At 44.1% G+C, this 25,323-nt stretch carries 21 protein-coding genes and 1 pseudogene; 11 read left to right on the forward strand and 11 right to left on the reverse strand.

Annotation, left to right across the window (positions count from 1 at the left end):
• Positions 1-137: 137 nt before the first annotated feature.
• Positions 138-803: a flagellar brake protein gene (locus QF117_RS05085; protein ID WP_282385112.1), complete on the forward strand. Its 666-nt coding sequence runs from the start codon at positions 138-140 to the stop codon at positions 801-803.
• 16 nt (positions 804-819) lie between these two features.
• Here the strand turns inward: QF117_RS05085 and QF117_RS05090 are convergent, their stop codons facing one another.
• The 6 genes from QF117_RS05090 to QF117_RS05115 form a co-directional block, all read right to left on the reverse strand.
• Complete coding sequence (locus QF117_RS05090) at positions 820-3,450, reverse strand: LuxQ periplasmic sensor domain-containing protein (protein ID WP_282385114.1); 2,631 nt, start codon at positions 3,448-3,450, stop codon at positions 820-822.
• The gene (locus QF117_RS05095) at positions 3,447-4,568 is read right to left on the reverse strand and encodes a substrate-binding domain-containing protein (RefSeq protein WP_017039652.1); all 1,122 of its coding nucleotides are present in this window, start codon (positions 4,566-4,568) and stop codon (positions 3,447-3,449) included. The genes QF117_RS05090 and QF117_RS05095 overlap by 4 nt, the downstream gene beginning before the upstream one ends.
• A gap of 182 nt (positions 4,569-4,750) precedes the next feature.
• Positions 4,751-5,896 (reverse strand): conjugal transfer protein TraF, encoded by a 1,146-nt coding sequence (locus QF117_RS05100; RefSeq protein WP_282385117.1) that lies wholly within the window; start codon positions 5,894-5,896, stop codon positions 4,751-4,753.
• A gap of 74 nt (positions 5,897-5,970) precedes the next feature.
• Positions 5,971-6,291 carry a GIY-YIG nuclease family protein gene (locus QF117_RS05105; RefSeq protein WP_282385118.1) on the reverse strand — a complete coding sequence of 107 codons (321 nt, stop codon included), beginning with the start codon at positions 6,289-6,291 and terminating at the stop codon, positions 5,971-5,973.
• A complete protein-coding gene (locus QF117_RS05110; RefSeq protein WP_282385119.1) occupies positions 6,291-6,962 on the reverse strand; it encodes a YceH family protein in 672 nt (223 codons plus the stop codon). The genes QF117_RS05105 and QF117_RS05110 overlap by 1 nt, the downstream gene beginning before the upstream one ends.
• Before the next feature lie 51 nt (positions 6,963-7,013).
• Positions 7,014-7,265, reverse strand: a complete 252-nt coding sequence (locus tag QF117_RS05115; RefSeq protein WP_282385121.1) for a hypothetical protein — start codon at positions 7,263-7,265, stop codon at positions 7,014-7,016.
• A 185-nt stretch (positions 7,266-7,450) separates the two neighbouring features.
• On the opposite strand from QF117_RS05115, the gene QF117_RS05120 reads away from it, so the two are divergent.
• A complete protein-coding gene (locus QF117_RS05120) occupies positions 7,451-7,768 on the forward strand; it encodes a DUF496 family protein (RefSeq protein WP_017033709.1) in 318 nt (105 codons plus the stop codon).
• A gap of 150 nt (positions 7,769-7,918) precedes the next feature.
• Here QF117_RS05120 and QF117_RS05125 read toward each other — a convergent pair whose 3' ends face one another.
• The 3 genes from QF117_RS05125 to QF117_RS05135 form a co-directional block, all read right to left on the reverse strand.
• Positions 7,919-8,437 (reverse strand): NUDIX hydrolase, encoded by a 519-nt coding sequence (locus QF117_RS05125; protein ID WP_282385123.1) that lies wholly within the window; start codon positions 8,435-8,437, stop codon positions 7,919-7,921.
• Positions 8,438-8,472: 35 nt separating this feature from the next.
• Positions 8,473-9,066 (reverse strand): hypothetical protein, encoded by a 594-nt coding sequence (locus tag QF117_RS05130; RefSeq protein WP_282385125.1) that lies wholly within the window; start codon positions 9,064-9,066, stop codon positions 8,473-8,475.
• 277 nt (positions 9,067-9,343) lie between these two features.
• Positions 9,344-10,309, reverse strand: coding sequence for a TerC/Alx family metal homeostasis membrane protein (locus QF117_RS05135; protein ID WP_282385127.1), 966 nt, complete (start codon positions 10,307-10,309; stop codon positions 9,344-9,346).
• 607 nt (positions 10,310-10,916) lie between these two features.
• On the opposite strand from QF117_RS05135, the gene QF117_RS05140 reads away from it, so the two are divergent.
• Complete coding sequence (locus tag QF117_RS05140; protein ID WP_282385129.1) at positions 10,917-11,336, forward strand: universal stress protein; 420 nt, start codon at positions 10,917-10,919, stop codon at positions 11,334-11,336.
• A gap of 245 nt (positions 11,337-11,581) precedes the next feature.
• Positions 11,582-11,812 (forward strand): annotated as a pseudogene (locus QF117_RS05145) (dihydrodipicolinate synthase); the annotation flags it as partial.
• A gap of 231 nt (positions 11,813-12,043) precedes the next feature.
• Here the strand turns inward: QF117_RS05145 and QF117_RS05150 are convergent.
• A complete protein-coding gene (locus QF117_RS05150) occupies positions 12,044-14,644 on the reverse strand; it encodes a glycoside hydrolase family 3 protein (protein WP_282385133.1) in 2,601 nt (866 codons plus the stop codon).
• A 207-nt stretch (positions 14,645-14,851) separates the two neighbouring features.
• Between QF117_RS05150 and QF117_RS05155 the strand changes: the two genes are divergently transcribed.
• The 6 genes from QF117_RS05155 (at position 14,852) to QF117_RS05180 (ending at position 20,766) form a co-directional block, all read left to right on the forward strand.
• Positions 14,852-15,733 (forward strand): helix-turn-helix domain-containing protein, encoded by an 882-nt coding sequence (locus tag QF117_RS05155; protein WP_282385135.1) that lies wholly within the window; start codon positions 14,852-14,854, stop codon positions 15,731-15,733.
• Positions 15,734-15,914: 181 nt separating this feature from the next.
• The gene (locus QF117_RS05160) at positions 15,915-16,274 is read left to right on the forward strand and encodes a glutathione S-transferase N-terminal domain-containing protein (protein WP_282385137.1); all 360 of its coding nucleotides are present in this window, start codon (positions 15,915-15,917) and stop codon (positions 16,272-16,274) included.
• Positions 16,275-16,775: 501 nt separating this feature from the next.
• Entirely contained in the window at positions 16,776-18,203 is a 1,428-nt protein-coding gene (locus QF117_RS05165; protein ID WP_282385138.1) for a methyl-accepting chemotaxis protein, read from the forward strand.
• Positions 18,204-18,656: 453 nt separating this feature from the next.
• The gene (locus QF117_RS05170) at positions 18,657-19,307 is read left to right on the forward strand and encodes a Qnr family pentapeptide repeat protein (protein WP_282385140.1); all 651 of its coding nucleotides are present in this window, start codon (positions 18,657-18,659) and stop codon (positions 19,305-19,307) included.
• 142 nt (positions 19,308-19,449) lie between these two features.
• A complete protein-coding gene (locus QF117_RS05175) occupies positions 19,450-19,782 on the forward strand; it encodes a PBPRA1643 family SWIM/SEC-C metal-binding motif protein (protein WP_282385141.1) in 333 nt (110 codons plus the stop codon).
• A 90-nt stretch (positions 19,783-19,872) separates the two neighbouring features.
• Positions 19,873-20,766 (forward strand): homocysteine S-methyltransferase family protein, encoded by an 894-nt coding sequence (locus tag QF117_RS05180; protein WP_282385143.1) that lies wholly within the window; start codon positions 19,873-19,875, stop codon positions 20,764-20,766.
• A gap of 13 nt (positions 20,767-20,779) precedes the next feature.
• On the opposite strand, the gene QF117_RS05185 is transcribed toward QF117_RS05180, so the two are convergent.
• Positions 20,780-23,374, reverse strand: a complete 2,595-nt coding sequence (locus QF117_RS05185) for a DUF294 nucleotidyltransferase-like domain-containing protein (RefSeq protein WP_282385145.1) — start codon at positions 23,372-23,374, stop codon at positions 20,780-20,782.
• A 371-nt stretch (positions 23,375-23,745) separates the two neighbouring features.
• On the opposite strand from QF117_RS05185, the gene QF117_RS05190 reads away from it, so the two are divergent.
• The gene (locus QF117_RS05190; RefSeq protein ID WP_282385147.1) at positions 23,746-25,206 is read left to right on the forward strand and encodes a DUF3360 family protein; all 1,461 of its coding nucleotides are present in this window, start codon (positions 23,746-23,748) and stop codon (positions 25,204-25,206) included.
• Positions 25,207-25,323 lie beyond the last annotated feature (117 nt).

Here is a 25,323-nt window from a genome sequence, read left to right on the forward strand (position 1 = left end):
AACATTAAGCGAGCCGGTCAAACAGTGGCTCGAACTGTTACCGTCTTCTCGATTCTTAATCTTAGGGCGATATTTCACAGCGATCTCAAAATACGATGTGTATAATTTAAATCATCACTTGTCATTTATTTTTACTTATGAAGCCTCGCTCAAACTCCATCACTGACCTGTACCCTTTACTTGTCCCTGGGCTAAAGCTTTCGGCCGTTATCGAGTTTGGCCCTAACGACACCTTATCGTTTGCGACGCATATCATTGGACACAAGAGTGAACACTATATCGTGATCGATATGCCCACAAAGGCTAAAGAAGCGTTATTGATGAGGAAAATTGACAATACTTCGATCATTATTCGAGGTATCTGCCATACCAAATTGGGTCATGTGATCGCATTTAAAACGCGGATACTGAGTAAAATATCTCGCCCTGTACATGCTATATTTTTACGACAGCCTAAGCATTTTATTTCAAAACCGACTCGCACCCATGAGCGCTTTTCTTTTGATATACCCGCGGTTATCACCGAGGAAACCAAAACCTACCAGGGTCATTTATTGGATATTTCAGTATCAGGCTGTGCCCTGTTTCTTGCCGGCGAAAATGAGCTCACATTAAGCAGCGTGATCGAGGTGCAATCCGAAGTCACTGAGTTACTTGATAAAAATATTAAATATACTATTGCGAATATTCAAAAGCAAAAAGAGGGGCATAAAATCGGGATACGATTCAGCGCTCCCATCGAAATGAACGACAGCATTAGAAACAAAATACTAGAACTGGCCGTGCTCTCAAACGCTTTATAAACCGGCTGATGCTACCTTATCGATGCCGATGGTGCTCGCTCAGGCACTCTTCTTTTAAGTAAACAAAAGCTTGGTAGAGTTCATTTTGCTTAATCGGTTTTACAATGATGTAATCCGCGCCCTTATCCAAAAACTCTTGTTTCGTGTCGAGCATGCCATCCGCTGTACACGCGAAAATTGCCACCTTGCTCTGCAATTCTTCCCTAATGATTCGAGTCGCTTCTATTCCACTAAACTTAGGTAATTGATTATCCATAAGTACCAAATCGTATCGTCGATTTTTAACCTCATCTATGGCCGCTTGGCCATCTTTCACCCAAGTAATATTCATACCGTATTTTTCACAAAACGCCCGAGCGATAAATGCGTTGGTATGGTTATCTTCAACGAGTAATACGTCAAGTGACCGATCAAACAACTCTGCTGGTGCGGTTTCTGTTTCTCCAAGATTGTCTGTTGTAGTCGACACCTCACCGTTCACTCTTTGAACCGGAATATCAATTGAGAACGTGGTGCCTCGCCCTAGATCACTATCAATCTCATATCGCCCATCAAGCAATTCAATCAGACTTTTGGTAATCGTCAGGCCTAGGCCACTCCCACCGTATTCGCGAGATATGGATGAGCTTGCCTGCACAAAGGGGTCAAAGATACGTTCTAAAAGCGACGCATCAATGCCTATCCCCGTGTCAGAGACTCTGATGTGTAAGAGTATGCCTAGATTATTGTCGGTGTGACTGATGCCAGTGTGAATCGGGTCAGTGTGAGTAATATCAGTGTGAGTAATGCTTACTTTGACGGAACCTGCGTGAGTAAACTTGATGGCATTACCGACTAGATTAAATAAAATTTGATTCAATCGAACTTGGTCAGTAGCAATGATGTCACTTTGCTCAAAGTCTGTTTCTACGATGAACTCCACACCCTTTTCTTGGCACAAGGGATAAAATATTTTCTCTATGGTGTTGGATATTTCCATTGATGCAAAATCAGAACGCTTGAGCTTATATTTACCTTGCTCTATTTTTGAGAAATCAAGAATGTCATTAAGAACAGCTAATAAATGCTCACCGCTGTTGCACAATACATTGATGTTTTCTAGCATAACCGGATCGAGCGTAGACCCTCTAAGTAACTGCGACACACCCAATATGCCATTCAGTGGGGTCCTTAGTTCATGGCTCATTTTTGCCAGAAAATCGGCTCGTAGTCGTGCTAACTCTTCCGCTTGAACTCGCGCCGCTTCACTCTGTTTTTCCGCATTAATTAGGCTCGTAATATCTTGTCCCTGAGTGATAATCCATTGGACATGTTCATTCACTTTTATCGGCGATAAATTCCAACGGAACGTCTTTTCTGCGATGGGGATATTAACGCCTGTCAGCGTCGCGCCTTGTGCCGCCATTTTTATTTTAGGAAACAATTGGTCAACCAGGATTTGATGGGTACCATCGCCGACTTTATTGGCATTAAAGTACTTTTCTCCGGCGGGGTTTATTTTTACTATCTCCCCTTGTGCATTCCAAAACAGTATCGGAGAAAGAGAAAAGTTAAACAGATCCTCAAATTGCTTCTCTTGTTCAGTCAAACGTTTAAAAGAGTGCTCTAACGCATTTCCTATGAGATCAAACTCTTTCACTTTACTGCCCACAAAGTGTGTGATCTCCCTTTTATCTGCAGAGCTTTCTGCATAATCCATTAAAGAATCCAGCTCTACTGAGACGCGTTTATTTAACCAGTACCAAGTTACGATACCAAGTAGGAACATAAACACCATGAGGACACCACCCCACCAGTTATAGTGATAATTAAATTCAACGGGAGATATCCGACTCTGCACGGTATAAATGGTAATAGAAGTCGATGTGCCACTGATGCTCAAAGGTGTTGCTACTACAATATAGCGACCTGAAGTGGGTAAGCCTGCGAAATTGCTAAGAACATGATGATCTTCATATTCGCTATTCACATTTCCAATGGTTGACGCGATCACTTCCGTATCCATCACCATTAATGCATTGTCTGAATTACTTCCCTGCTTTATGGCATCCATTAAAGAGTAATTACTATTGAGAACGATACCGATATGATACATCGCCAATACTTCACCCGTACTTAGATCGACAATTGGGATTCGTCTTAATAGCAATATCTTCGAACCTAACAAAGACGACGCCCTAACGAGGTACCAATTTCCGCTTCGGTTCATGCTTTGGCTCATCTCTGTCAATGAATCATCTTCTATCCCAAAAAAAGTGTAGCTTTCATCCCCCCAAAAGATCTTATCTTGGATGGTAAGGTAACGAAAATCGGGGGGGAGTTGGGGGTTAAACTCATCAATATCGGCAAAGAATTGTTCCAGTAAATCCGTATTCTCTCTTTGCAATGCCTTAATTAATGTTTCATTTCTGCTGTAGCTGTCTTGCTGCGTTCGTAACGATGTCAGTTCTAAGTTAAATAGAGTTTGGACTAAACTGTTCGTTTGGAGTCTTGTCCTTTCTACTTCTGACTCTACTGCACGCGAGGTGGCCTGAGAGTTTTGGAATAAAACAAATAACGTGACAGCAGCCATCACCGAGAAGACGGTTCTAGTAATAAGTGTCGCTAGGTTTATCGATTTATTGCTCAAAGACAGTGTAAATATCATTCTAAATCCGAATACCTAAATGCATAACGTTTAAGCTCGTCTAAACGCTGACCAACATCGTCTGAAGTGACGACCTCAAAGTCACCAGAATACAGAACGGGGACTTTAGCGCCTTCAAGATCGAGTTTAATCGCCTCTGCCATGGCTATGCCCGTATCGTCGTTCATTCGCATCACAGTTACGTCTAACTCACCCATCTCAATCGCTTTAAGTTCTGCGCTGCCGCCTCCCCAACCGTTTAGAATAACGTCATCACGGCCAAGCTCTTTCAATGCGTCAGCCGCCCCTAATGCAACATCAGTTGAACAGGCATAAATAAATGAAATATCACTTTGATTGTCCAGTGCTCGTAATGCCGATTGGTAGCCTGACTCTCTCGTCGCCTGAGTATAAAATGAGGACGAAAGCGTGTAATTGCCTTGGTGACTCATCCCTTGAATAAAGGTATCGCCTCGCGCATCACTGATGTATCCCTTTGAGTAATAGAGCATTGAATACGCGCTCTTTTCAGGTATGTTTTGCTTAAAATATTGTTCTAAAAGCTTGGTCCCTCTCGCATGATCAAAACCTACGTACATAAAAGGCTGCCTATCATCCCAAGACCGAACCGGTGTGGTGATATTTTGTAGAATCAACTTAGTGTCCGTCGAACCCAACACATGCTCCATAAACTTGCGGTGTCTAACGGTATACAAAGTAAAAACTAAGTAATCCGATTTATCTTTAAGCGCTTGCATTAGCGATTCATTTTGTTGTCGAACATCGCTGTTTATACGCGTCACCACCTTTTTTAATTGGTAATTAATGCCTAGCTCTTTCATTCTCAATTCAAAGGCTTTGATATTTCGCACCCAATAATCGGAAATCTGATCACCGGGGTAAATAATCGAAATAGTCACCGGACGATCCTGAGTGACAGACAGCTTTTTCGGCGATTCACTGACTAGCGTCGCTAATGAATTCGTTAGCGCGTATTCGGAGGGGTGCGCCTCTAAAAACTCATAATAACCCCAGTAATCCGACAGCTCTTGTGTGGAATGCGCGTAAACAGTGGTCGAGGGTAGAAGTAAAATAACAAGTGTGATTAAACGCGATATATTTGGCATCATTGAGATCATTTTCTTATTTGGATTCTTATTCTATGCGCTCTTTCCCCGGAAGGTAAGAGCGCTAAAGCCATTATAGACCGGCCATCCAACGAGTTAGTTTTTACCGTCTCGTTCTCGAAAGCAAAAGCAAAAGCCATTCAGCGCAGACAAGAGCAAAAAAGCGCAAACTAATACACGATTAAAAGCAACGACTAGAACGTAAACGCTAGGTTTGCTGATAGCCCATATTGGTTGTCACCTGCATAATTCCCTGCAAAATCTAAACTGACTAAGTCTCCTGGGCTTATTCCTATGCCTGCAGTGACAGAATCATCAAGCGTGTCTTCCAGATCGACTTGGTAGCCAGCTCGAAGTTGCGCCCACCCAAATGCATTTCCTTCCACGCCAAAGCGAAGAAATTGCGTATCGTCGTTGTATCCGCTAAATCGCGATTGATCGGTTAAATCCCAGTCCATTGTCGCGACAAAGTACTCCATTGCATACGCACCAGAGACGGTTACCTGGGTATCTAATTTATACTGAGTAGAGCCATTAACAGCAACGACGGTATCAATCTCTTGAGAGATCAGATCTTTCACAGCGATAGCCGCTCTAAAGTGGTTGTACAACCACACGGCTCCGAGATCAAGATTGAACGCACTTTTCGATGTTTCACTTTGGTCGTAATCACCGATATCAAAATCTTCAACACTGATCACTTGCTTATACGTCGTCATATCTTGAAATTTGGGCGTAATGCCCAGCGCAAAGTCCTGCCCGTTGAACGAAAAGCGTTTTGCTAATGCCACCCCTATCTCACTGTATCCAAATGCGACCATGTCCACCGTTGAGGTTTCATATCGAGTAGGGATACCCGCCGATTCTGGCGCTATGTCTGGAAGCGCCAGTATTTCTGCATAACCTCGAACAAAAATATTCATCGATAAGGCATTCAAAGGAATAGCAACCGCGGCACCGACGCCACCACTGGCGACAATCGGCTTATTTCCTGACAATGTATTCAGATGTGTATTGAGCTCATCAATTGTCGAAGTGTCAGAAGAGTTCGCTTCATATTTTGTGATCGTGTCTTGCAGGTCATCGATAGTATCGATGGTCTTATCGGTATCTCGAACATTACCCGATACTGCTGGAAGTAGAATTCCGAAGGAGTCATTGTCTCGGTATACCGCAGCCAGCGCTGGATTATGAAATGGCGCGAGAAGGTAATCTGCGGTGCTCACACCGGTGTTCCCCATACCATTACTTCGAGCATCAGCCACAGAGGTTGCAGCATAAGAATTTGTTGCCAATATGACTAAGCCTATCGCCACTGATAATTTTGTTAGTTGTTTCATTTCCTTACCAACCTTTTTTATGTTCCCATAAATAAGGTTAATACATGTTCACAACTTGCACCGAATTTTTGCATTTATTGGGGTTTCAACAATAAATCCAATGACAAATCGCCAGCAACCAAGGACTCTTTTTGCGCTTTTGGGATACGTTTTAAACGATATTCTATTTTAGAAGCATCGCTGCGATTCATGCCTGCGACATCACTCCAAACTAAGCTCAAAGGTGACTTCCCCTTGAGCGCTTTCGCCCCTTTTCCTGAGCAGTGCTGCTGGAAGCGACGATCAACATCAGTAGTGATACCACAATACAATGCGTTACTAGGAGTCCTAACTAAGTAGACATACCAGTTAGCACTCACTGTCGAATCATCCGATTTGGCAGAAAAACCAGTCATTAACTGGTTAAACTCTCTAGAAGTGCTTTGACTTCATCAAGGTCTTTTTTCATATCGCTCAGTTCAAGCTTCAATTCAGAAACTTCCGCTTCCAACTGTTCAACTCTTGAATTACCGGCAACGGGTGTTGGAATCGCAGCGGCTAAAGCTTCTATATCAACGTCGCCACTGAATAGGTGCTGGTAACGTGATTCACGCTTTCCCGGTTCTCTTGGCAGTTTCACCACCAAAGCACCCGCATCACGATGACTCATGGCGTCTAGAATCGACTCCACTTCTTTTACATCTGAAAACTGACACAATCGATTGGTGCGGGTTCTCAGCTCACCGGGTGTTTGTGCGCCACGAAGAAGCAAACAACATACGATGCCTCGTTCTTGTTCGGTAAACTTCAAATCACCAAATTCGGTATTACAGAAACGATGAATGTACTTTTTTGTACGGCTATTGAACGCACTTTCATCACTCACTAAACGTTTTGCAATCAACGCTTCAAGGGTGTCTTGAACCTCCGCATCGGTAACGGCCATAACAGGCTCACGATTACTCTTTTGATTGCACGCGGTGGTAAGACTATTGAGCGTGAGAGGATAATAATCAGGTGTGGTTACTTCTTTCTCAATCAGACAGCCGATAATTCGAGCTTCTATTGGCGTTAATTCGATCGTCATATATTCATCATCCTTCTCAGTTTCGCTTGTTCTGGACTCTAATTTACACCACTAATGTTCTGACATTAGCGGTACGATTCTCATATTGCCATTTTTATCCACCATAAAAATGCGAGAACGGTTTAATTCTACTTCCGTTACTTCAAGCCTTTCACGTTCAGAACGGTAAGCATCTCGAAGTTTATACGATAACGCTTGCGAGCCTTCAACACTGTCATTGAGTTGAAGTTCGTCAATGTTAGGGGCTTCTTCTATAGATGGAACTTGAAGCTCTATCGGTACAATGATGTCTGAAGGGTTCATGGGTTCGGTTCTCTTCTCTGTGGACGACATAATATAGTGATTCAAACTAAGAAAACAATGCGTACATCAGTGGTTGGCTAATTATTCGGCAAGATCTGAATGGTATTGATCTAAAGACTGTTATGTCTTGGGCTCTTGTGCTTTAATCGTTGGTAGTTAACATTAATTATTGGGAAAAGGAACCTATGAGTAGTGTATTTGAAATCGTAAACCAAGCTCGTCGTAAGAACAAACTAAAACGTGAGCTTTTAGATAACGAAAAGAAAGTTCGCGATAACCGTAAGCGTGTCGATCTCCTAGAAAACTTAATGGATTACATTAAGTCAGACATGAGCCACGACGAAATCGTTGCTATCATCAAAAACATGAAAGCAGACTATGAAGATCGTGTGGATGACCACATTATCAAGAGTGCAGAAATCTCTAAAGCACGTCGTGATATCAGCCGCCGTATTCGTGAACTGACTGAAGAAGATAAGCAATCGACACAAGGCAAAAAATAGACGCCTTGATTAGCCGATTCTGACTAAACCGTCGCTGACGCTAATTGGTTTAAGACCTTGTTGTGAATGTTTTTAAAATCCGAGCCGATAACGCTCGGATTTCTTGTTTTTGGATGCCCGTATTTGTCTTTCAGTGTTTCCGTGTTTCGATTAAATCATCTCTTTGGCAATTAAGTGAAGCAGGAAAGTCTCTCGCTCTATACTCATGCCTTTTTTATCACTTTCAGCGATGGTCTTTTCGTTATGAGCAATCGCATCGTGAATATTAACCCACATCGCTTTCATGCCATTCTTAATTTCATAATCTTCGTAGTTAGTGTCGCCCAACTGCCTATCGATTTTGCAGGTGTAGCAGTAAGAGATCATGTGCATCACATCGGCGTTATCTTTGTACCAAGGTCGAAACTCTTCAACCAGGCCGAATGGCTTGATGGCATGGATATTTTGAGCCCCCGTTTCTTCCTCTAATTCACGGACCATACCCGCAATCACATCCTCACCATCGTCTAATCCGCCACCCGGAATCGTGTAATCATGGTATCTCTCGGTATAGAGTAGCAAGATGTCTTCACCATCAACGACGATAGCTCTGGCCGCATTGCGCTTAAATATAATTTTATCACCAAGGTGCTCGACACTCGGGTGCACCATAGTCGTAAGATGTCTCATATTGTTTTCTCAAAGGTAATTAGGGCAAAGGCGACTTATTGGGCTAACTCAATCGAGCGAACGGTGCTGTCTAGTTCGAATAAACATGCTGCCGCTTCCATATACTGCGGGTAATCAGTAAAGTGATCTCGATGAGTTGGTGTCATTTGCGACAGCTCTTCAGCCCGCATCAACTTCCAATAAAGTGGGCTAGTATGAAGCATCGCGGCTAACGGTTTGAACACGATTTTTTCGTAGGCACAGAATAAGTTTTCTAGCATCACTTCGCGTTCATCTTCTGTTTTGATGGGCATCAACATAGCGGCTTTTGCGCTTTGATAACGAGCATCTTCCGCAAGCAGTTCCATCACCGATGTGTTGTGTTGGGCTAAGTCATGTAAGGCGGTGTGGATTAACTCAAGCCAATGTTCTTTCGTTAGTTCGCGATGGCTGACTGCCTCAAATTCGACACGGATTTTTTTCTCAATAGATCGTTGGCTTTTCAACAAAACCGTTCGAACCTTTTGAAAAGGCAAATGGTACTCTTTGCTCAAATCAAGAATTAACGTATGGAATCCATTGTTGGGTAAGTGCAAAGTATTTTTAAAAGTAGCGAGTGCATTTTCTTGTTGTAGCGTAAGATCGCTCATCTGATTGTATTCCTTGGTTTGGCAACGTTCGCCAGCATTCGCCTCATTTTAAAGGATGCCCATTTCAGAATCCATCCCGCAAGCTGTTTATTATTGGCACCGATGAGCGACTCACTCATAGCGGCTAACTCATAGCGGCTAACTCATAGCGGCTAACTCATAGCGACTCACTAATAGCGACTCACTAATAGCGGCCAATGAAAGATTCAATAGCCGCTGACGAAGATTTATTGGTTTGAGTAACGGGTTATCGTCAATTCGGGATCATTAACATGCCTTATTCAGCAATGCTGTCCGCTCCACATTGAAGTGGCTTGCGCTGAACTTGATGCCTAACAGACGCAATAACAGCAATACTCATCGTGACCAGCAATACAATCAAAGAAATGTAGGTCGGAATTTCATAATCGGTGCCCACCAGCAGCATTTTGATACCAATAAAGACCATCACAAATGCCAATGCAGGTTTTAAGTACACAAACTTGTCCATCATGCCTTGCAGCACAAAATACAAGGAACGCAACCCGAGCAAGGCAAAGACATTCGCTGCAAGCACCAAAAACGGTTCTCGCGTTACAGCAAAGATCGCAGGGATTGAATCCAGAGCAAACATCACATCCATAAACGCGATCACACCAATCACAATCATCATTGGTGTTGCCATCCATGCCCCTTTAATTTTCACCAACAGTGCATTACCTTTGAACTCATCAGTGACAGGAATCAAACCACGTATCACTTTCTCTGGCAGTGGGTTGAGCTCTTCATGGCCGTTATCTTTTGCCAAATTAATCCCTGTCCATATTAGAAATAACGCGAACAAATACAGCAGCCAATGATATTGCTCTAATAACTGAGCCCCCACGCTAATCATTATGGCTCTTAGGACTAATGCGCCAATCACACCCCAAAGTAAGGCTCTTGGTCTTAGGTGTTCAGGAACCGCATATTGATGAAATATGATGGCGAAGATGAACAGATTATCGACACTCAACGACTTTTCTAGCAGATAACCCGTAATAAAAGACATTGAGGCTTTTTTAGCTGAATAGTCACTGTCTGGCGCGTAGCTATCCCAAAAAAAGAAAAGGGTTAGCGCGAACACAAAAGCGAAAGCAAACCAGACGACACTCCAAATAGATGCTTTTTTGATCGAAATATTCCCGCCTCGGGTCTGCCAAATGTCGAGCAAAACCAAGATAAGCGTAAGTAAACCAAAAACGAAGTAAATTTCTAGGGACATAATTCCTCCAGGGTGGAGGGATCGTACATCGATCACTTTAGGTCAGTAAGCTTGAATATCAGTAAACTCAAGTCAGTAACCTCAAGTCAGTAACTTCAGCAACGAAGCCCTCCACAAACAAAATGTACGATACAGAGCACATGAACGCTCTCTATATCGCTTTGATTGTGTTGGTCTTGTCGAAGTTAGATTCAATAGTAATGAATCCACTTATACTTACCGGAAAAGCGAACGCTTAACGAGATGACGATAAGTAAACTAAAGGCGACTACTCCCCAAACAAGCGAATAGTAAGGCCAAATCAGATTCTCGTCTACTAGAAAACGGTCATGATTTTGCAATTAATCACGACAAAGCTTTTACTCGTGACAAAGCAATGGCTGGGAACGTAGCGACAAGGATCCAAGGTATCGCCATGCCTAAACCTAAAACAGCAAAAATGGCGTTTATTGTTATGTTATTTATAAGACAAGTCCAAATAGGGTTTGTTACATTCCATTCCGAACAAGATAAATCCCTACTATCTCATTAATTTGCGACCTCTTCCGCATCAATTTAACCGGCCTAACGCTATGGTTATTTCAGTCATTTAGAAAGGGGAATAGCTATGAAATACCAACATATCCTAGTCGCACTTGAATTGTCTGAAGACAGCAACGTTCTTATTGATAGAGCGGTTTTCCTTGCCAAACAGTTTGACGCCAATATTTCTTTTATTCATATCGATGGAACCCACGGTGAAATCTACCCTGAGCTTATCGACATTCAGTCGCATGATGGGGACATCCCACTAAAGAAAAACTCTGTTGATCAACTCAAGGGGTTTGAAACTTATGCAAACCACCCTATCCATAGCTTTCTGGTCGGTACCGGCGACTTAAGCGACAAACTTCATGACACGATCCTTGATCACAACGTCGACCTTCTTATTTGTGGGCATCATCACGACTTTTGGAGCAATATTGTCTCCTATTCAAAGCATCTGATTAACAAATCACCGGTCGATATTCTTATTGTCCCTATTTAGCCCCACGGACACTCGATAAAGCAAAATAAACCCGGCATTTTATAACCTTTCGTAGTGGAACACCGCGCTCTTATCGATTCAGGGCGCGATGTTCGATTTAAAGCATTCATTCCGCAGCGGTGAGCACGAATTTAAGGCCTGACAAGATCTCATTATCGGTGATCCTCTGCGTAATCACTGCATGCTCATTGCGACATTGTTCACTTCTTCGTTCACTTCTTCGTTCACTTCTTCGGCTTCCGCTTCTTCACCAAACAGGCATGCTCGGAATGCTGGCAATTGGAACCTCTCAAGAAGGGGCCAGCGAGTCTTACATTGAACAAGTGGCAATGGCTTCCAAAGCCGCCGGTGCCGATATTGTTCACATCGGAGATGGAGGATACAGCGGAATCGCACCACCTGAAAACATCATGCAACTGGGGCTTACCCTACGAGGGCGACGTCACCAATACAAACGCATGGCAAACCGTCGCTAAATAAACGGTCAACCCACTCTATAATTTAGTCCAAATACGAACAAGCCAGTCCATCCCTAGGCTGGCTTTTTTGACGTTTATGGCCTTTTTAACGTTTGTAGCCTTTTTGATGTTTCTAGCTTTTTGACGTCATTGGACATGCCAGCTCAGCCATCAGATGTCGCTTCGACTCACCTTAACCGCTCTAGCCAAGCCAAGCCAAGCCAAGCCAAGCCAGTTAATCAGCCCTGGCTAAGCTTGCCAATAGACATTCGCTAATACCGCTTTAAAACGGCCATTGCTGGTTAACGAAAACACGGTGTGTAAACTCGATAAATCCACGCCCGAATCAAAGAAGTGTTGGCAAGGAACTTGAAACTGAATAAATTCGTCTGACGCTCCCATCAAAGCCTGGTTCAATGCATACTTCACCACATCCCCTGTCTCGCTTTCTAGTATGTTGAACGGGTGAGTTAATGTCACCATGACGTCATCGCTCGGGGCTTCAAGCACTTTCAACTCGAACGAAATCAAGCCATTTTTATAGTCGCTGAAGTCATCCCCCTCGCTATTGGTCGTCTCAATGTACAACGCATTAACACCCTCTAAAAATGTAAATTCGACAGCGTCTTGCTGCTGCTGATAATTAAAAGGCGTGGTCATCAAGGTCGTCAGTTTCATGGCGTTATTTCTAGAGACATCCATACCTTCTTCATTGTGAGTGTCAGCGACCTTGCACTGATAATCTCCAATGGTCGCCTGGATACCGTACATGTGAGTTTGCTGTGCGAGCGTTACCTCTGATTCGGTATCGAACTCAAGATGGTCGAGATCCCGATCTTGTTTCTTGTCGGTGTAGTTAAGCCCGTAACCATAATCAAAGAGCGGCGCGTGCTCACCTTGAGGATCTTGTTCGTTTTCCGGTAACTCGTACTGGCCAATGTGCGGTGGAATTCGATTCACTGTGTAGCTTGACTTTTTATTTGGCCAACTAAAGGAAAGCACACCATGAAAATCAAACTTGGGCTGATGGTTATCATCCGCCACCAACAAATCGATGATGCCTTTACCTTCGCTTCCTGGTAAAAATGCCGCCACAAACGCATCCGAACGAGCGATTTCTTTATTCACATAAAGAGGCCGCCCGCTGAAAAATATCGAGACTACCTTGACCCCTGCCGAATGCAACTTTGCTATTTTGGCGCAATCTGAGGCGTAACTGCGTTTCAACTTAGCAAATTCTAGGCTTTGCCACGCTTTAATATCGCCCATCATTTCGGCATAGGGATCTTCCCCAAAAACGACGATAGCCGTATCCCCCGAAACCAATGTACCGGTCAGATCCGGATCATAAATAACGTTCTCTTTGCCAAGCTCAGCTTCTAGCCCCATTTTCACCGTTGTTGCGCCAGGAAAATCGCCCAGGGCATTTTCATCACCTTGCCAAGTCAGGTTCCATCCACCAGATTGTTTTTGTAAATCATTGGCTGCGCTGCCGGTTAAAATAACGCACTGTTTTGATTTAAGCGGCAATATTTCATTTTTGTTCTTCAATAGAACCAGTGATTTACGAACCGCTTCTCTTGCTACGCTGCGATGTTCAGGTGCGCCTAGAATCGTTTGGTCACCGGCCAGAGCACGCATTGAAGGCTTCGGTTTATTCCACAAACCCGCTCGCATCTTAACCCGAAGAATTCGTGTTACGGCATCGTCAATCCGGCTCATTGGGATGCTACCCCGTTGAATATCAGCAACGGTGTTGTGGTAGACCGCTTGCCAATGTTGGCGAACAGGAATCATTAATACATCGTTACCCGCGTTAATTGCGTACCGTGCGTCTTCATTTGAACACTTACTGATCTCGGCGTGACCATTCCAGTCGGTGACAACCAGCCCGTCAAAGCCCATTTGCTCTTTAAGTACGTCGGTTAACAGATATTGACTGCCATGAATTTTCTTGTTGTATGGCTCATTGATGCTCAGATCATGGTCATAATTGCTTTCGTTGTCCCAACTGTTGAACGAAGACATCACGACTTGCGCCCCCGCTTCTAAACCACTGAAATAACCCATAGCGTGAATATTACGCAGTAGGTCTTCACTGTAACGGTTAATTCCACGATCAATACCGATCATTGTTCCGCCATCGCCGACCCAGTGTTTTACATTTGAAATGACATGATGGTCATCTTTCAGCTCTGCCATATTGCCTTGCAAACCCTTTACCATTTCGCCTGCATACGCATACGTGATCTCAGGATCTTCTGAATAGCCTTCATACACACGGCCCCAACGCAAATCGCGAGGCGTAGCAACCGTCGGTGCAAATGTCCAATCCAACCCGGTTGCAGCGACTTCTAGGGCGGTAATTCGGCCGATTTTTCGGATCATTTCAGGGTCACGAGCGCAACCTAAACCAATATTGTGTGGAAAAACCGTCGATGAAAACACGTTGTTATGACCATGGACTGCGTCCGTCGCCCACATAAATGGAATACGGAAAGGGCGATGAGAAAAGGCTTGCTCAGTCGCCGCCCAGTACATATCCGCTTTCTTTGTCCATTCCGCCGCACTGGCTCGTTTATTACCGTCAGGCCAGGAACCGCCTCCGTTGAGAATGGACCCTATTTTGTATTCAATCATCTCTTCCGCAGTTATTTCTCGAAGCTCAGGTTGGATCATTTGCCCTACTTTTTCTTCGACCGTCATTTCTTCAATAATCGAAGCAATGTCCGCTTCCAACCCACTGTCAGGTTTAAATTCTGACTGAATCTTGGGCCAGTTTGAAAAGTAAGGAGTAGAGAAAGAAGTCGTCATAATTTGCATTCCAGACACTAAGGCATTAAAAACCATGAAACCATCTATAGCTCATGCATCTATAGCTCATACATCGATAAACCAATGTTGTCGATAAATCTATGTTATCGATAAACCAATGTATCTATAAACCAATGTATCTATAAACCACTACATCTATAAATGGCGCTTGATGAATTCATACTAGAGCTCTAGAATCTTACTTTCTACCAATATTCCGACAAGTATGGGTAATATAGCGACATGACGACAACATATCAGCTTAAGTCACATCTGAAACACAACCATGTTAGGTTTGCCTATGTCGATGGCTACCATAGCCATGACTTTGCCACCCATAAACACGACTATTCTGAGCTGTTCATTGTTATTGCTGGGACAGGGAAGCACCAAGTTGCGGGGCACAGTTACCCTCTCAGTATTGGGGATGTGTTTGTTATCAATGGCGACGTTGAGCATGGATTCAACGATGTGAATGATCTCCGAATCATTAATTTAATGTTCGATTCCAATCTTCCTTTTTTCGATTCCCCACAGGTTAGGCTACTGCCTGGCTATCAAGCGTTATTTACCGTCGAACCCATCGCAAGGCAAAATAACGAATACCCTGCGAAGCTTACGTTAAACCCAGAACAACTGACTCGCCTCAGTAACCTGTTGGTGTTGATTGAAACTGAGTACAATGATGCGCCCATCGGCTTTGAAAGTATGCTCGCTTCATTAATGCAGCAGTTGGTTATCACGCTTTCTAGAGCCTACCAAGGCGATTCAACAGAAAGTAACCAACCCACTTTGGCGTTAAGTCGCGCGCTGGTTTACATCGAAAGACACTATGCTAGCGCCCAGTTAAACAGTAATGAAATCGCCAAAGCCTCCTTCGTAAGCCAACGACAAATGGAACGTTTGTTTCGCCAGTTTTTACAGACATCCCCTAATCAATACATCAGAAACATCCAGCAAAACCAAGCCGCTTTGCTACTCAAAGAGCAACACGAACTTTCGATTCAATCTATATCGGAATCCTGTGGGTTCTCAGACAGCAACTACTTTTCCAAGTGCTTTAAAAAACACTTCGGGGTCAGCCCAAGGCAGTATCGAAAGGAATCACTGCTTCAAAGAGAATGATTGCAGTCAGTTTAGCCGCCATAAACGAGAAAGAGAGAAAGAGAAAGGCACAGAACAAAGTTATAAAACAAGTTACCTATAAAAAATCACCTTTAAAAATGCGGTCATTCAGGTCTATTTCCACGCTGCCATCGCTGTTACACTATTGTGAAATTTATGCCGTAGATAAAGAAGAGAAGTTATGAAGTTAATTCGTTGGTTTTTAGGGAAAGTCATTTTGACATTGAATTTTGTTTTTGCCCCAAAAGGCATTAAACGTACCCCTGAGATGCAGGCCGATGTTGATAATAAGGCCAGTGCGTTAGCATTGTATCAATTCGAAGCGTGTCCTTTTTGTGTTAAGGTTCGCCGAGCAATGAAACGTCAATCGGTTAGCTTTGAGCTCCGAGATGCGAAAAATGATCCAACCCACAGAGACACCTTACTCACTCAAGGTGGCGCACTTAAAGTTCCATGCCTGCGTATCGAAAAAGACGGCCAAACGACCTGGATGTACGAATCATCAGATATCGTCACCTATCTAGAAAAAGAATTCGCGTAACCGATTGAACGCTTTAAGTGATTCCGTAACCCCAACTTAACTAAACAACGGTTTTCATCGTTGTTAACTCAGTTGTCATGTCTATTTAGCGATTGTTTTTACTCGATATAAATTGTTTTTACACGCTATTAATAGAAAGACTGAAAGTTGGGTTTACTTATTGCTTATTTCTCGGTCCCTGCCGCCAGCAGCAATAGTAATAGCAACAGCAACAGCAACAGCAACACAGATTGGCACACCATTGACCATATAATCCCCTGCTAATGACTTTCCTTAATACAAACGACTTGAGATCAGCGTTTACCCCCTTTCTCCCAGTTGCACTATGATTAGCGAGTGACTGAATACTTAAATAACAAGTGAATCATCAATAAAACCACTTGGCATCACTAAAGCGATGTAACAGAAGTAACAGATAGCTTTCAATTTGCGACACGTAACTCAATAATAATGAAATTTAAGTAGTAAAATACGCGATTACTACGATGGATGGAGCCATTTATGAAAGAAGTAGATTTTCGAACGATTGATCGTTTGTTTATTAAAATGTCAATCAACGACAAAATGTGGGTGATTTTTTTCCTGTTTCTCACAACATTAACTTGCATCAGTGGCGCTCGCTATTTTGGTACTATTGAACAATTTGAACAGCAATCGATCATGGCCGCAGAATACAAACTTTCAGGCCTTCTCTCTTCTGAAAAAGTAGACGTTCAAGCGATACAAGGGCTTTCTAATGCTTCTTCATTACGAGACCCTGTTTATAAAGAAGGCCTTGTTACTGTCAGCAAACAGCATCAATCTGGATCCCTTTACCAGCTCACTGAAAACTTTTCGACCCGATACAATGCAATGCTAAGTGACGCAAAAACAACGTTCGCACTCAGTTACCTTTGGGCACTGCCCTTTGCTATTTTTGTCTACTGGGTTGCCACCTTTATCGGCGGGGCGTTGTGGGTTCTCTATTCGACGACGGAAAAAATATCAAAAGGTGATCTGACTTCTCGTTTAGGCTTTCACGCTGGGCGTGATGAATTTGGCACCATCGGCTGCGCACTTGATAATGCAATGGATACATTATCGACACTGGTTAACACCGTGAAAGATAACTCGACCAAGCTTGGCGAAACATCCAGTTCATTCGAGCGTGAAATGAAAGAGAGTGAAGCACAAATTAATAACCAGTATTCCTCCCTCGATTCTGTCGCAACCGCCATGGAACAAATGACCGCATCAGCACAAGAAGTTGCCTCAATTGCTAACCAGGCCACCACTCAAACCGAGCAAGACCGCGCTCAGGTGAATGAAAGCCGTGCTCGCGTAGAAAAAGCCATTCAACAAATCGTTCAGCTGTCGGATTCTATCTCCCAAGCTTCAAACTCAGCCGCAACGTTAAACGACAACACGGCTAAAATCAGTGACGTGGTGACAACCATTAACGGTATTTCAGAGCAGACCAATTTACTTGCGCTTAATGCGGCTATCGAAGCAGCTCGTGCGGGTGAGCAAGGCCGTGGATTTGCCGTTGTTGCCGATGAAGTAAGAACACTTGCGAGCCGAACTCAAGCTGCAACGGTTGAAATTCAAACCATGATTGAACAACTTCAAAATGAAAGTCAAAGCATTGCTGGCATCACGGAGCAAACGGTAGGGCAAGCACAACATAGCCAAGAAGTGATCACCAGCATCGGGGAAGACATCAATTTTATCGCCGATTCAGCCAACCACATCAATGACATGAGTGTGCAAATCTCGACGTCTGCACAAGAGCAAAGCGCGGTTGCAAATGACATAGCAAGTGAACTGTCAGATATTCGAACTCAGTCGAATACACTGAAAAGCGTCTCAGAGAAGTCTCTTGCAGGCGTGGCTAGCCTCACTGAATCTTCACGTGAACTGGGTGAAGTGTTAAAACGCTACGAAACTTAATCACTAGTACCCCTGAAGACTAGTGCCCCGGAAAACTAGCACCCCAGAAGACTAGTCCCCAGCAAATTATCTGCCAAAAATAAGAGGAGAAACGACTCGGGTCGCATCTCCTCTTATACTTCTAGTCCAACTTCAACTTCAACTTCAACTTCAACTTCAACTTCAACTTCAATTTTGACTGCAATTCAGAAATGGAAACATCGCTTTTATACTCTTTGCTAATTCCTATCGACCTAATACCTCAACGCCTCCTAGTCGTGCGAAACTATTTTCTCCATTGTGGCAACCATTTGAATAGAATCAAGACCATCAGAGGCTCTGTTTTACCCCTTAAATCTGACATTTTTGGGGTTCGTAATGTGTTGATATTGTTGAGTTTATTTTCCTAAGTTTTTATTCATAACGGTGTTAGGCTTAACACAGATTTCCTCTTATACAATGAAAGAAGACAACATGACCAACTCTGATCTGACCTATCAGCACCACGATTTTTCTCGCCAGGACTTGCAAGGACACGTTTATCACAGGTGTACCTTTTTTAATTGCAACTTTGACCGCGCGGATCTCAGTGACGCGAAATTTACCGACTGTCGATTTATTGAACCTAAAGCGCTTGAGGGGTGTACTTTCCGCTACACCAACCTAAAAGATTCGAGCTTTACCCATTGCATGTTGACCATGTGCCAGTTTAATGGGGCTGATTGCTTCGGTATCGAACTGCGCAAATGTGATTTAAAAGGCGCTAATTTCCAACAGGCCAATTTTTCCAACCGAATCAGTAATGCGGTGTTTTTCTCATCGGCCTACATTACCGGATGCAACTTAACCTACAGCAACTTCGAGCGAGCCTTGCTTGAAAAATGCGAGCTATTTGAAAACCGTTGGAATGGCGCTAACTTGTCTGGCGCAAGTTTAAAAGGGTCCGATTTATCACGCGGAGAATTTAGCCCAGAACAATGGGGAACATTTGGCATGGAACAGTGCGACCTCACTCATGTGGAACTCGAAGGGCTGGATATCCGTCGGGTCTCCATGTTTGGTGTTAAAGTCTGCGACTGGCAACAAGCGCAACTTCTAGAGCCCTTTGGCCTTATCGTTCTTTAGTTCTCTTATGGCTGGGGTGCTTGGCAGACGTTAGCGGATCGCCTTGCGCCGTTTGGCTTTTACGATTTTGCCTTTCACAATCGGCATAACTGCGTATAATCCCCCGCTTCATCACGTCATACCCATTGTCAGCGAGATACCCATGTCAAAAATGTTTTTTAAGGGCCGAATCGAAACGCGCCAGAACCACGTTAAATCCGGCTATAACGTAGATCGCGATGTAAAATTAGGCACACCAGAAGCCCCGGTTTCCGTACTAGTCAACAGTGAAGCGAGAAAAGCAGAAATAGAAGCCTTAATCATAGAGCAAGGCGTTGTTGCCGATATTGTTGTTGATGCTGCTCAAGAAGAAAATACATTAGAGCTTGAAACCTTGCTCAATAAGCCAAAACCAACCACATTTGAAAAAACACCCAACCGCAACGATCCTTGTTCTTGTGGAAGCGGTAAAAAATACAAAAAGTGCTGCGGTTAATGACTCACACACATCGCGATTGATCATCGCACGATGTATCTTGGCAGTAACAAAACTTGGTCAGAGACAAAATAAGTGAGGGAGATATCAATGTTTACTCTTTTTGATGGTGGCATGGGACGCGAGCTAAAACGCATGGGCGCGCCTTTTTCTCAACCACTATGGAGTGCTCAAGCACTGATAGAATCTCCACAGCATGTGCAACAGGCCCACCAGCGCTTTATCGATGCGGGCTGCGATGCCATTACTGTTAATAGTTACGCTTGTGTCCCCTTTCACCTTGGGGTAGAACTGTATCACTCGCAGGGGCGTGAATTGGCAAGAAGCGCAGCTCAATTAGCCAGAAACGTTGCTGACCAGAACCAAAATATCACCGTGGCAGGTGCGTTACCGCCTGCACTTGGCTCCTACCGCCCAGATCTTTTTAACGTTGAGCAAGCTAAGCCCATATTAGAAACGCTCATAGAGGCTCAAGCGCCTTTTGTTGATATCTGGATGGTCGAAACGATCAGTTCACTGGCTGAGTTTCTACTTGTCAGTGATCTGTTAGCGCAATCGGATAAACCAGTTTATTACGCCTTTACCCTAAAAGATGACCTAGACCATTCTTCAAAATTGCGCTCAGGGGAAAATGTTGAACAAGTCATGAAATCCGTCTCTCAATCTAACGCTCAGGCCGTGCTATTTAACTGCTCGCGTCCGGAAGTGATGAATGAAGCGATACGGGTCAGCAAACGAGTACTTAACGAGAATGGAAAAAAAGCGCAATTGGGGGCTTACGCGAATGGCTTTACCCCTATTCAGGATGATCACCTTGCCAATGACGGTTTATCGGCCATTCGTGATGACCTTTCACCCGTACAATATTTGGAATTTGCACAACAGTGGCTTGGTTCAGGTGCTTCTATCATTGGCGGCTGTTGCGGTATCCACCCAGAGCATATACAAGCCCTTGATCACTTCAGACAGACTAAGTTGCGTTGAAGGTCTTCTTGACTCATAGATAATCACGCGTCACTTTATCGTGAAACAAAGAGATCCGGCTCAGTACATTCTTCAAATTATCTTTTTCGAGGGCCGTCAGGTCATTGATCGCTAGCACATCGTTCACTTTGCGTAAGTCGGTGTATTCGACCAACTGATTCATAAACCTCAATTGCCAAATATGATCGAAAATATAAATCATTTCGCGGCAGGTTTCAGCGTCCAGTTCCTTGTAAAACAGCATGCTTTTAAGTCGCGTCATGGTATTCACGGCCCGAATATCATGCTTTAACGCGTAGATTCGACAAAAGATCTCCATCGGACGTAGACAATCTTTCAAGTTCAATGACTCTTTACCGTCGTAGGATTCTGTCTCGATTTCCTGAGCAGCATTTAGCGGGCGTTCATAAGACAAACAGTGTTTCGCATAAATAGGGAAGAACTCTGGATGCTTGTTGAGCACATGCTGAATATGAGATTGAATACCATCCACTAGCCCTTCACTGCCGTACGTTGAGCGGATATCAAAAAATACGTTCAGTTCAAGAATGGATTCTGGAGAGGCTTGTGTAATCCATCGACTAAAATTATCGTTCCACTCTTTTTGACTCAAGCACCATTGATGATTCGAGGCCATGATGAATCCATCGCAATAGCTGTAACCTGCCTGGTTGAGCATGCCACAGACCTTTTCTGCTAGATGGAGAAAATAACGCCGGATAGATTTCAGATCCGCATCGTCTGGGGTTTCAAAAACAATTGCGTTGTCTTGATCGGAAAACAGCGTCATATCATGTCGAGCGTTACTGCCAAACGAAATGAACGAAAACGGCACCGGAGGCGGGCCAATATCGTCTATGGTTAGATCAATAAAACGGCATATTGCGGCATCATAAGTGCTGCCAATGAGGCGACGAAGATAATCAGGCCGCGAGCCCACCTCTATCATCTCTCGAATAAGGTCGGGCAGTTGATTGAGCGACTCAACCACTTGTCCATGACTGATCCCCTGTTCGATTTCCGACACGATGTTACTGCTCACTTTTTGGTAATCGGTAATTTGGTTTACCGGACCAAAACTGGTGCCATAGATTTTACGGACAATCGGTCTAAATGAGATCACGTGACCCAATTTTTCAGACAGAAATATCTTAGACGTACTCAGCAAAATATCGATAGGCTTACCACTTTTGGTCAATATCTGCGCTTCGTATTCCCCGGGCTCGGCGACGTCATTAAAAAGCAGCAGTAAATGTTGCAAGACTTCGGTGTTTTGAGGGCTAGCGGAAAAGAGTTTTTTCCAGATAGAATGCGCTCTGAGCTCGGTATCCGTATAGCCAAGCAGTTGATGAAGACGAGTGTTTGAAAAGACGATATGCCCATCAGCTTCCAGAATGTAGCCTTCGTTTGACGATTCAACCAGCGCACGATAACGATCTTTGGCTTCATACAACGCCAATTCCGCTCTCCTTTTTCTGATATCCATGGCTTTAGACTGAGAAATGACGTACCCCATGATACCGATAAGCCCTAAGGTAATGACTAAGAACACCCGATACAGGGTACTTTCCAGCTTTTGAATGTCCTGTTGAACGTCTTCCAGGTAAACACCCGTTCCTATTACCCACTGCCACTGCTCTACCCCTTCAACATAAGTCATCTTAGGCGCTGTGATATCCGGATCATCATGCCACTGCCACTGGTATTCGATGAAGCCCTGCTGAGAAGCGTTAACCAACTTGGTGATCTCGACAAACACCGATGTAATACCTGCGCTTTCTTGCTCTGACAACGTCGATTTATCGTTGGCTGTGGCGTTGTCTGAATAATGCGTTAAATCTTGCCCTTTTAGGTCACTGCGATAGGGGTGCATGATCATTCTAGGATGCATATCGGTGATGAAGAAATAGTCTTTGTTATCGGTGCCATAGCGCATGGTTTTGATGTCAGCCGCGGCCCGATTTTGCGCCTCCTCAAGCGTGAGTACCCCTTGTTGTTCAAGGGCAACATAACTATCGACAATACTGACCGCCGATGACGTAAGCTCTTGCAACATCTGGCGTTTTTGATTCATCAACGAATGTTCGACTAAAGGAAGAATCACGTAAAAAATAGACGTCACAAACAAAACAATCGCGGCAACGGTGGGCAGAACAATGCGAAAGTTAAACTTACTAAGCGGTTGGGAATGATCGTCTTTTGATGCGCGTAGCCCCTCAAAGTACTCGGCAAACTCGGTGGTATCCAACACCTCGTTCAACGCGCCTGAATGTGTCGCTTCATGGTATTTTGCGGTAAAGGTGCCATTTTGAAAATCCGCTCTTGAAGGCAAATACCCTTCGTAGTCATCTCGGATATGGGTTTCAAACACATTTTTAATTTGGGTATGAGTGTATCTGTCACCAAACTCCAAGCACGCCTCTGCCAATGCTTCTTTACAGTGGCGGAATCGGCGATGATCGTACGGGTCAAAATCAACATTTTTCGCCATTCGGTGCGAGTGTTCAACACCGTTGTGGTCAAAAAAACCGTCGATCCACTGGTGGATATCTTCACCACGAATACCAAAAAGTTGCTCAGTACGAGCTGCATGATCCGCTGTTTTCATCTATTTACCACCAACTGCTAGTCTAAAAATGCGTACATTCAAGAATAAAACTGTGCACTAGTTAACATGCCCGCCTAAAAGTTCCACTTTAAACCAATCTTCGTTTCTTAAACTAATCCAAATCAATTTGTGGAATGAAACATCAACCTAGTATTGCCTTGACGAATAAATGGTATTCATTCGAGAAGGCTTTGGCCCTCTCATTTTCACCACAGAGTAAAGCCAACCACTGTTCGTCCTCTTAATTTATACCATTAAGGAGCAAGGTAGCGTCTGGGATGTCGCCTCGTACTAACCGAAGGTTGGTATACCTGCATAAGTGACGTGCGGTCGGAATTGGCAAGCCTCAATTCCCAATAAGGATATACATTATGTCTAAGAAAAATAAGACATTTTATAGAGATATGCGTCGTAAGGCGAAAGAATTTAAAAGCCGTGAAGATTTTCTAAATCACGACTTAAGTATCATGAGTTTCAAGCGCTGGGGGATACACCTACCCTCTCGTGATTACAGTATCGAGATTGAAGATTGGGTGCCAGCACTCGCGGCCACCATAGGTAAGGTCGTGATGGTCACGGCCATGGTCGCTGCTTTTGCGGCGCAATTTGGCCTATCACCTGAATTTGTTGCAGAAAACGTACGTTATGAGTTGCTCATTGCCGGTGGCCTATTCGTTATTCTTTTTTCGGCTGTATTGAACCCAAATGCCAACCTAGCTGGAACGCACGGGCCAATGATCCCGCTCATCCCCTTAATTGCCGCCGCGGGTGGGCACCCCTTAGCCTTGGGGTTGATGGTGTGTGTCTTCGGTCTAATTTTGGCGTACACCAAAGGGGGATCCAAATTAATGACCTTAACCGGCGTCGGCGTTCGGGGCGGGTTACTTATCTATTTGGGTGCTGTCGGGTTAATCGGTCAAATCAATCGAACCGAAGCGTGGGCCAGTAGTACTGACCAAGGGTATATCTCGTTTGCGGTCATTGGTGTGACAGTATTGGTGTATGCCTACCTAGCGAAAATCAACAAACGTTGGTTAGCCATTCCATTGTGCTCTGCACTGGCGGGGATCGTTGCTTACGCTTTGGGCGCTGATTTTGCGTTTACCACTGAACCGGGCCTGCCAAACTTTAGTCCGTTTTACTGGTGGGGTGAAGACACTGGCTGGAAAATGGGCTGGCCGAATTTGCAGCACTTTATTGCGGTTATTCCTTTCGCGCTGTTAGCCGTTGCTATGTGGTCACCTGATTACCTTGGTCACCGAGTATTCCAAGAGCTCAACTACCCGAAAGAAGCAAAAGGTGTATTGATGGATGTTGATGACACCATGGTTGTTGCGTCTGTTCGACAAGGTGTGGGTGCGATTTTAGGTGGTGGTAACCTAGCGTCGTCTTGGGGGACGTACATGATCCCAGCGGCCATCGCAAAACGCCCTATCCCTGGTGGCGCTGTGCTTACCGGTATCATGTGTGTGCTTGCTTCTGTTATCGGTTACCCGATGGATCTCGCCATGTGGGAACCAGTTTTGCGTGTTGCACTGATTGTGGGGGTTTTCCTTCCTCTATTAGAGGCGGGTATGCAAATGGTTCATAAACATAAAGATTCTTTAAGTGCGGGGATATGTATCTTTGCCTGTGCTTTTGTAAATCCAGTGTTTGGTTGGGCAACCACCATGCTGCTCGATAACATGGGTCTTATTGGCGATCATGAACGTGCAAAAACGCTATCAAAGAAAGACAAGTACATCATTCCTGGAGTGGCCTTTGTTATTTGTGTTGGTTCACTCGCGGCCGTTGGGCAACTGCCGGGTATTCCAGCACTGATCGGTAACTAGTTTTTTACTCCTCTTTTTTAAACTTTCTTTTTTAACAATCTCAGCGACAACGGAATGGCTATTCGGTTGTCGTTAGGATTGCCTGTTTAGATAAAAGAGTAATGATAAAAACATCAG

The sequence above is a fragment of the Vibrio sp. YMD68 genome, from assembly GCF_029958905.1.
GTDB lineage: Bacteria > Pseudomonadota > Gammaproteobacteria > Enterobacterales > Vibrionaceae > Vibrio.

Bases quoted from the DNA above. Each gene is read 5' to 3' on its own strand.
- QF117_RS05175 (WP_282385141.1), top strand. From the start codon at position 19,450: ATGTCAAAAATGTTTTTTAAGGGCCGAATCGAAACGCGCCAGAACCAC.
- QF117_RS05140 (WP_282385129.1), top strand. From the start codon at position 10,917: ATGAAATACCAACATATCCTAGTCGCACTTGAATTGTCTGAAGACAGC.
- QF117_RS05120 (WP_017033709.1), top strand. From the start codon at position 7,451: ATGAGTAGTGTATTTGAAATCGTAAACCAAGCTCGTCGTAAGAACAAA.
- QF117_RS05115 (WP_282385121.1), bottom strand. From the start codon at position 7,265: ATGAACCCTTCAGACATCATTGTACCGATAGAGCTTCAAGTTCCATCT.
- QF117_RS05110 (WP_282385119.1), bottom strand. From the start codon at position 6,962: ATGACGATCGAATTAACGCCAATAGAAGCTCGAATTATCGGCTGTCTG.
- QF117_RS05190 (WP_282385147.1), top strand. From the start codon at position 23,746: ATGTCTAAGAAAAATAAGACATTTTATAGAGATATGCGTCGTAAGGCG.
- QF117_RS05130 (WP_282385125.1), bottom strand. From the start codon at position 9,066: ATGAGCGATCTTACGCTACAACAAGAAAATGCACTCGCTACTTTTAAA.
- QF117_RS05185 (WP_282385145.1), bottom strand. From the start codon at position 23,374: ATGAAAACAGCGGATCATGCAGCTCGTACTGAGCAACTTTTTGGTATT.
- QF117_RS05160 (WP_282385137.1), top strand. From the start codon at position 15,915: ATGAAGTTAATTCGTTGGTTTTTAGGGAAAGTCATTTTGACATTGAAT.
- QF117_RS05100 (WP_282385117.1), bottom strand. From the start codon at position 5,896: ATGAAACAACTAACAAAATTATCAGTGGCGATAGGCTTAGTCATATTG.
- QF117_RS05125 (WP_282385123.1), bottom strand. From the start codon at position 8,437: ATGAGACATCTTACGACTATGGTGCACCCGAGTGTCGAGCACCTTGGT.
- QF117_RS05165 (WP_282385138.1), top strand. From the start codon at position 16,776: ATGAAAGAAGTAGATTTTCGAACGATTGATCGTTTGTTTATTAAAATG.
- QF117_RS05155 (WP_282385135.1), top strand. From the start codon at position 14,852: ATGACGACAACATATCAGCTTAAGTCACATCTGAAACACAACCATGTT.
- QF117_RS05170 (WP_282385140.1), top strand. From the start codon at position 18,657: ATGACCAACTCTGATCTGACCTATCAGCACCACGATTTTTCTCGCCAG.
- QF117_RS05095 (WP_017039652.1), bottom strand. From the start codon at position 4,568: ATGATCTCAATGATGCCAAATATATCGCGTTTAATCACACTTGTTATT.
- QF117_RS05085 (WP_282385112.1), top strand. From the start codon at position 138: ATGAAGCCTCGCTCAAACTCCATCACTGACCTGTACCCTTTACTTGTC.
- QF117_RS05180 (WP_282385143.1), top strand. From the start codon at position 19,873: ATGTTTACTCTTTTTGATGGTGGCATGGGACGCGAGCTAAAACGCATG.
- QF117_RS05135 (WP_282385127.1), bottom strand. From the start codon at position 10,309: ATGTCCCTAGAAATTTACTTCGTTTTTGGTTTACTTACGCTTATCTTG.
- QF117_RS05105 (WP_282385118.1), bottom strand. From the start codon at position 6,291: ATGACTGGTTTTTCTGCCAAATCGGATGATTCGACAGTGAGTGCTAAC.
- QF117_RS05150 (WP_282385133.1), bottom strand. From the start codon at position 14,644: ATGGTTTTTAATGCCTTAGTGTCTGGAATGCAAATTATGACGACTTCT.
- QF117_RS05090 (WP_282385114.1), bottom strand. From the start codon at position 3,450: ATGATATTTACACTGTCTTTGAGCAATAAATCGATAAACCTAGCGACA.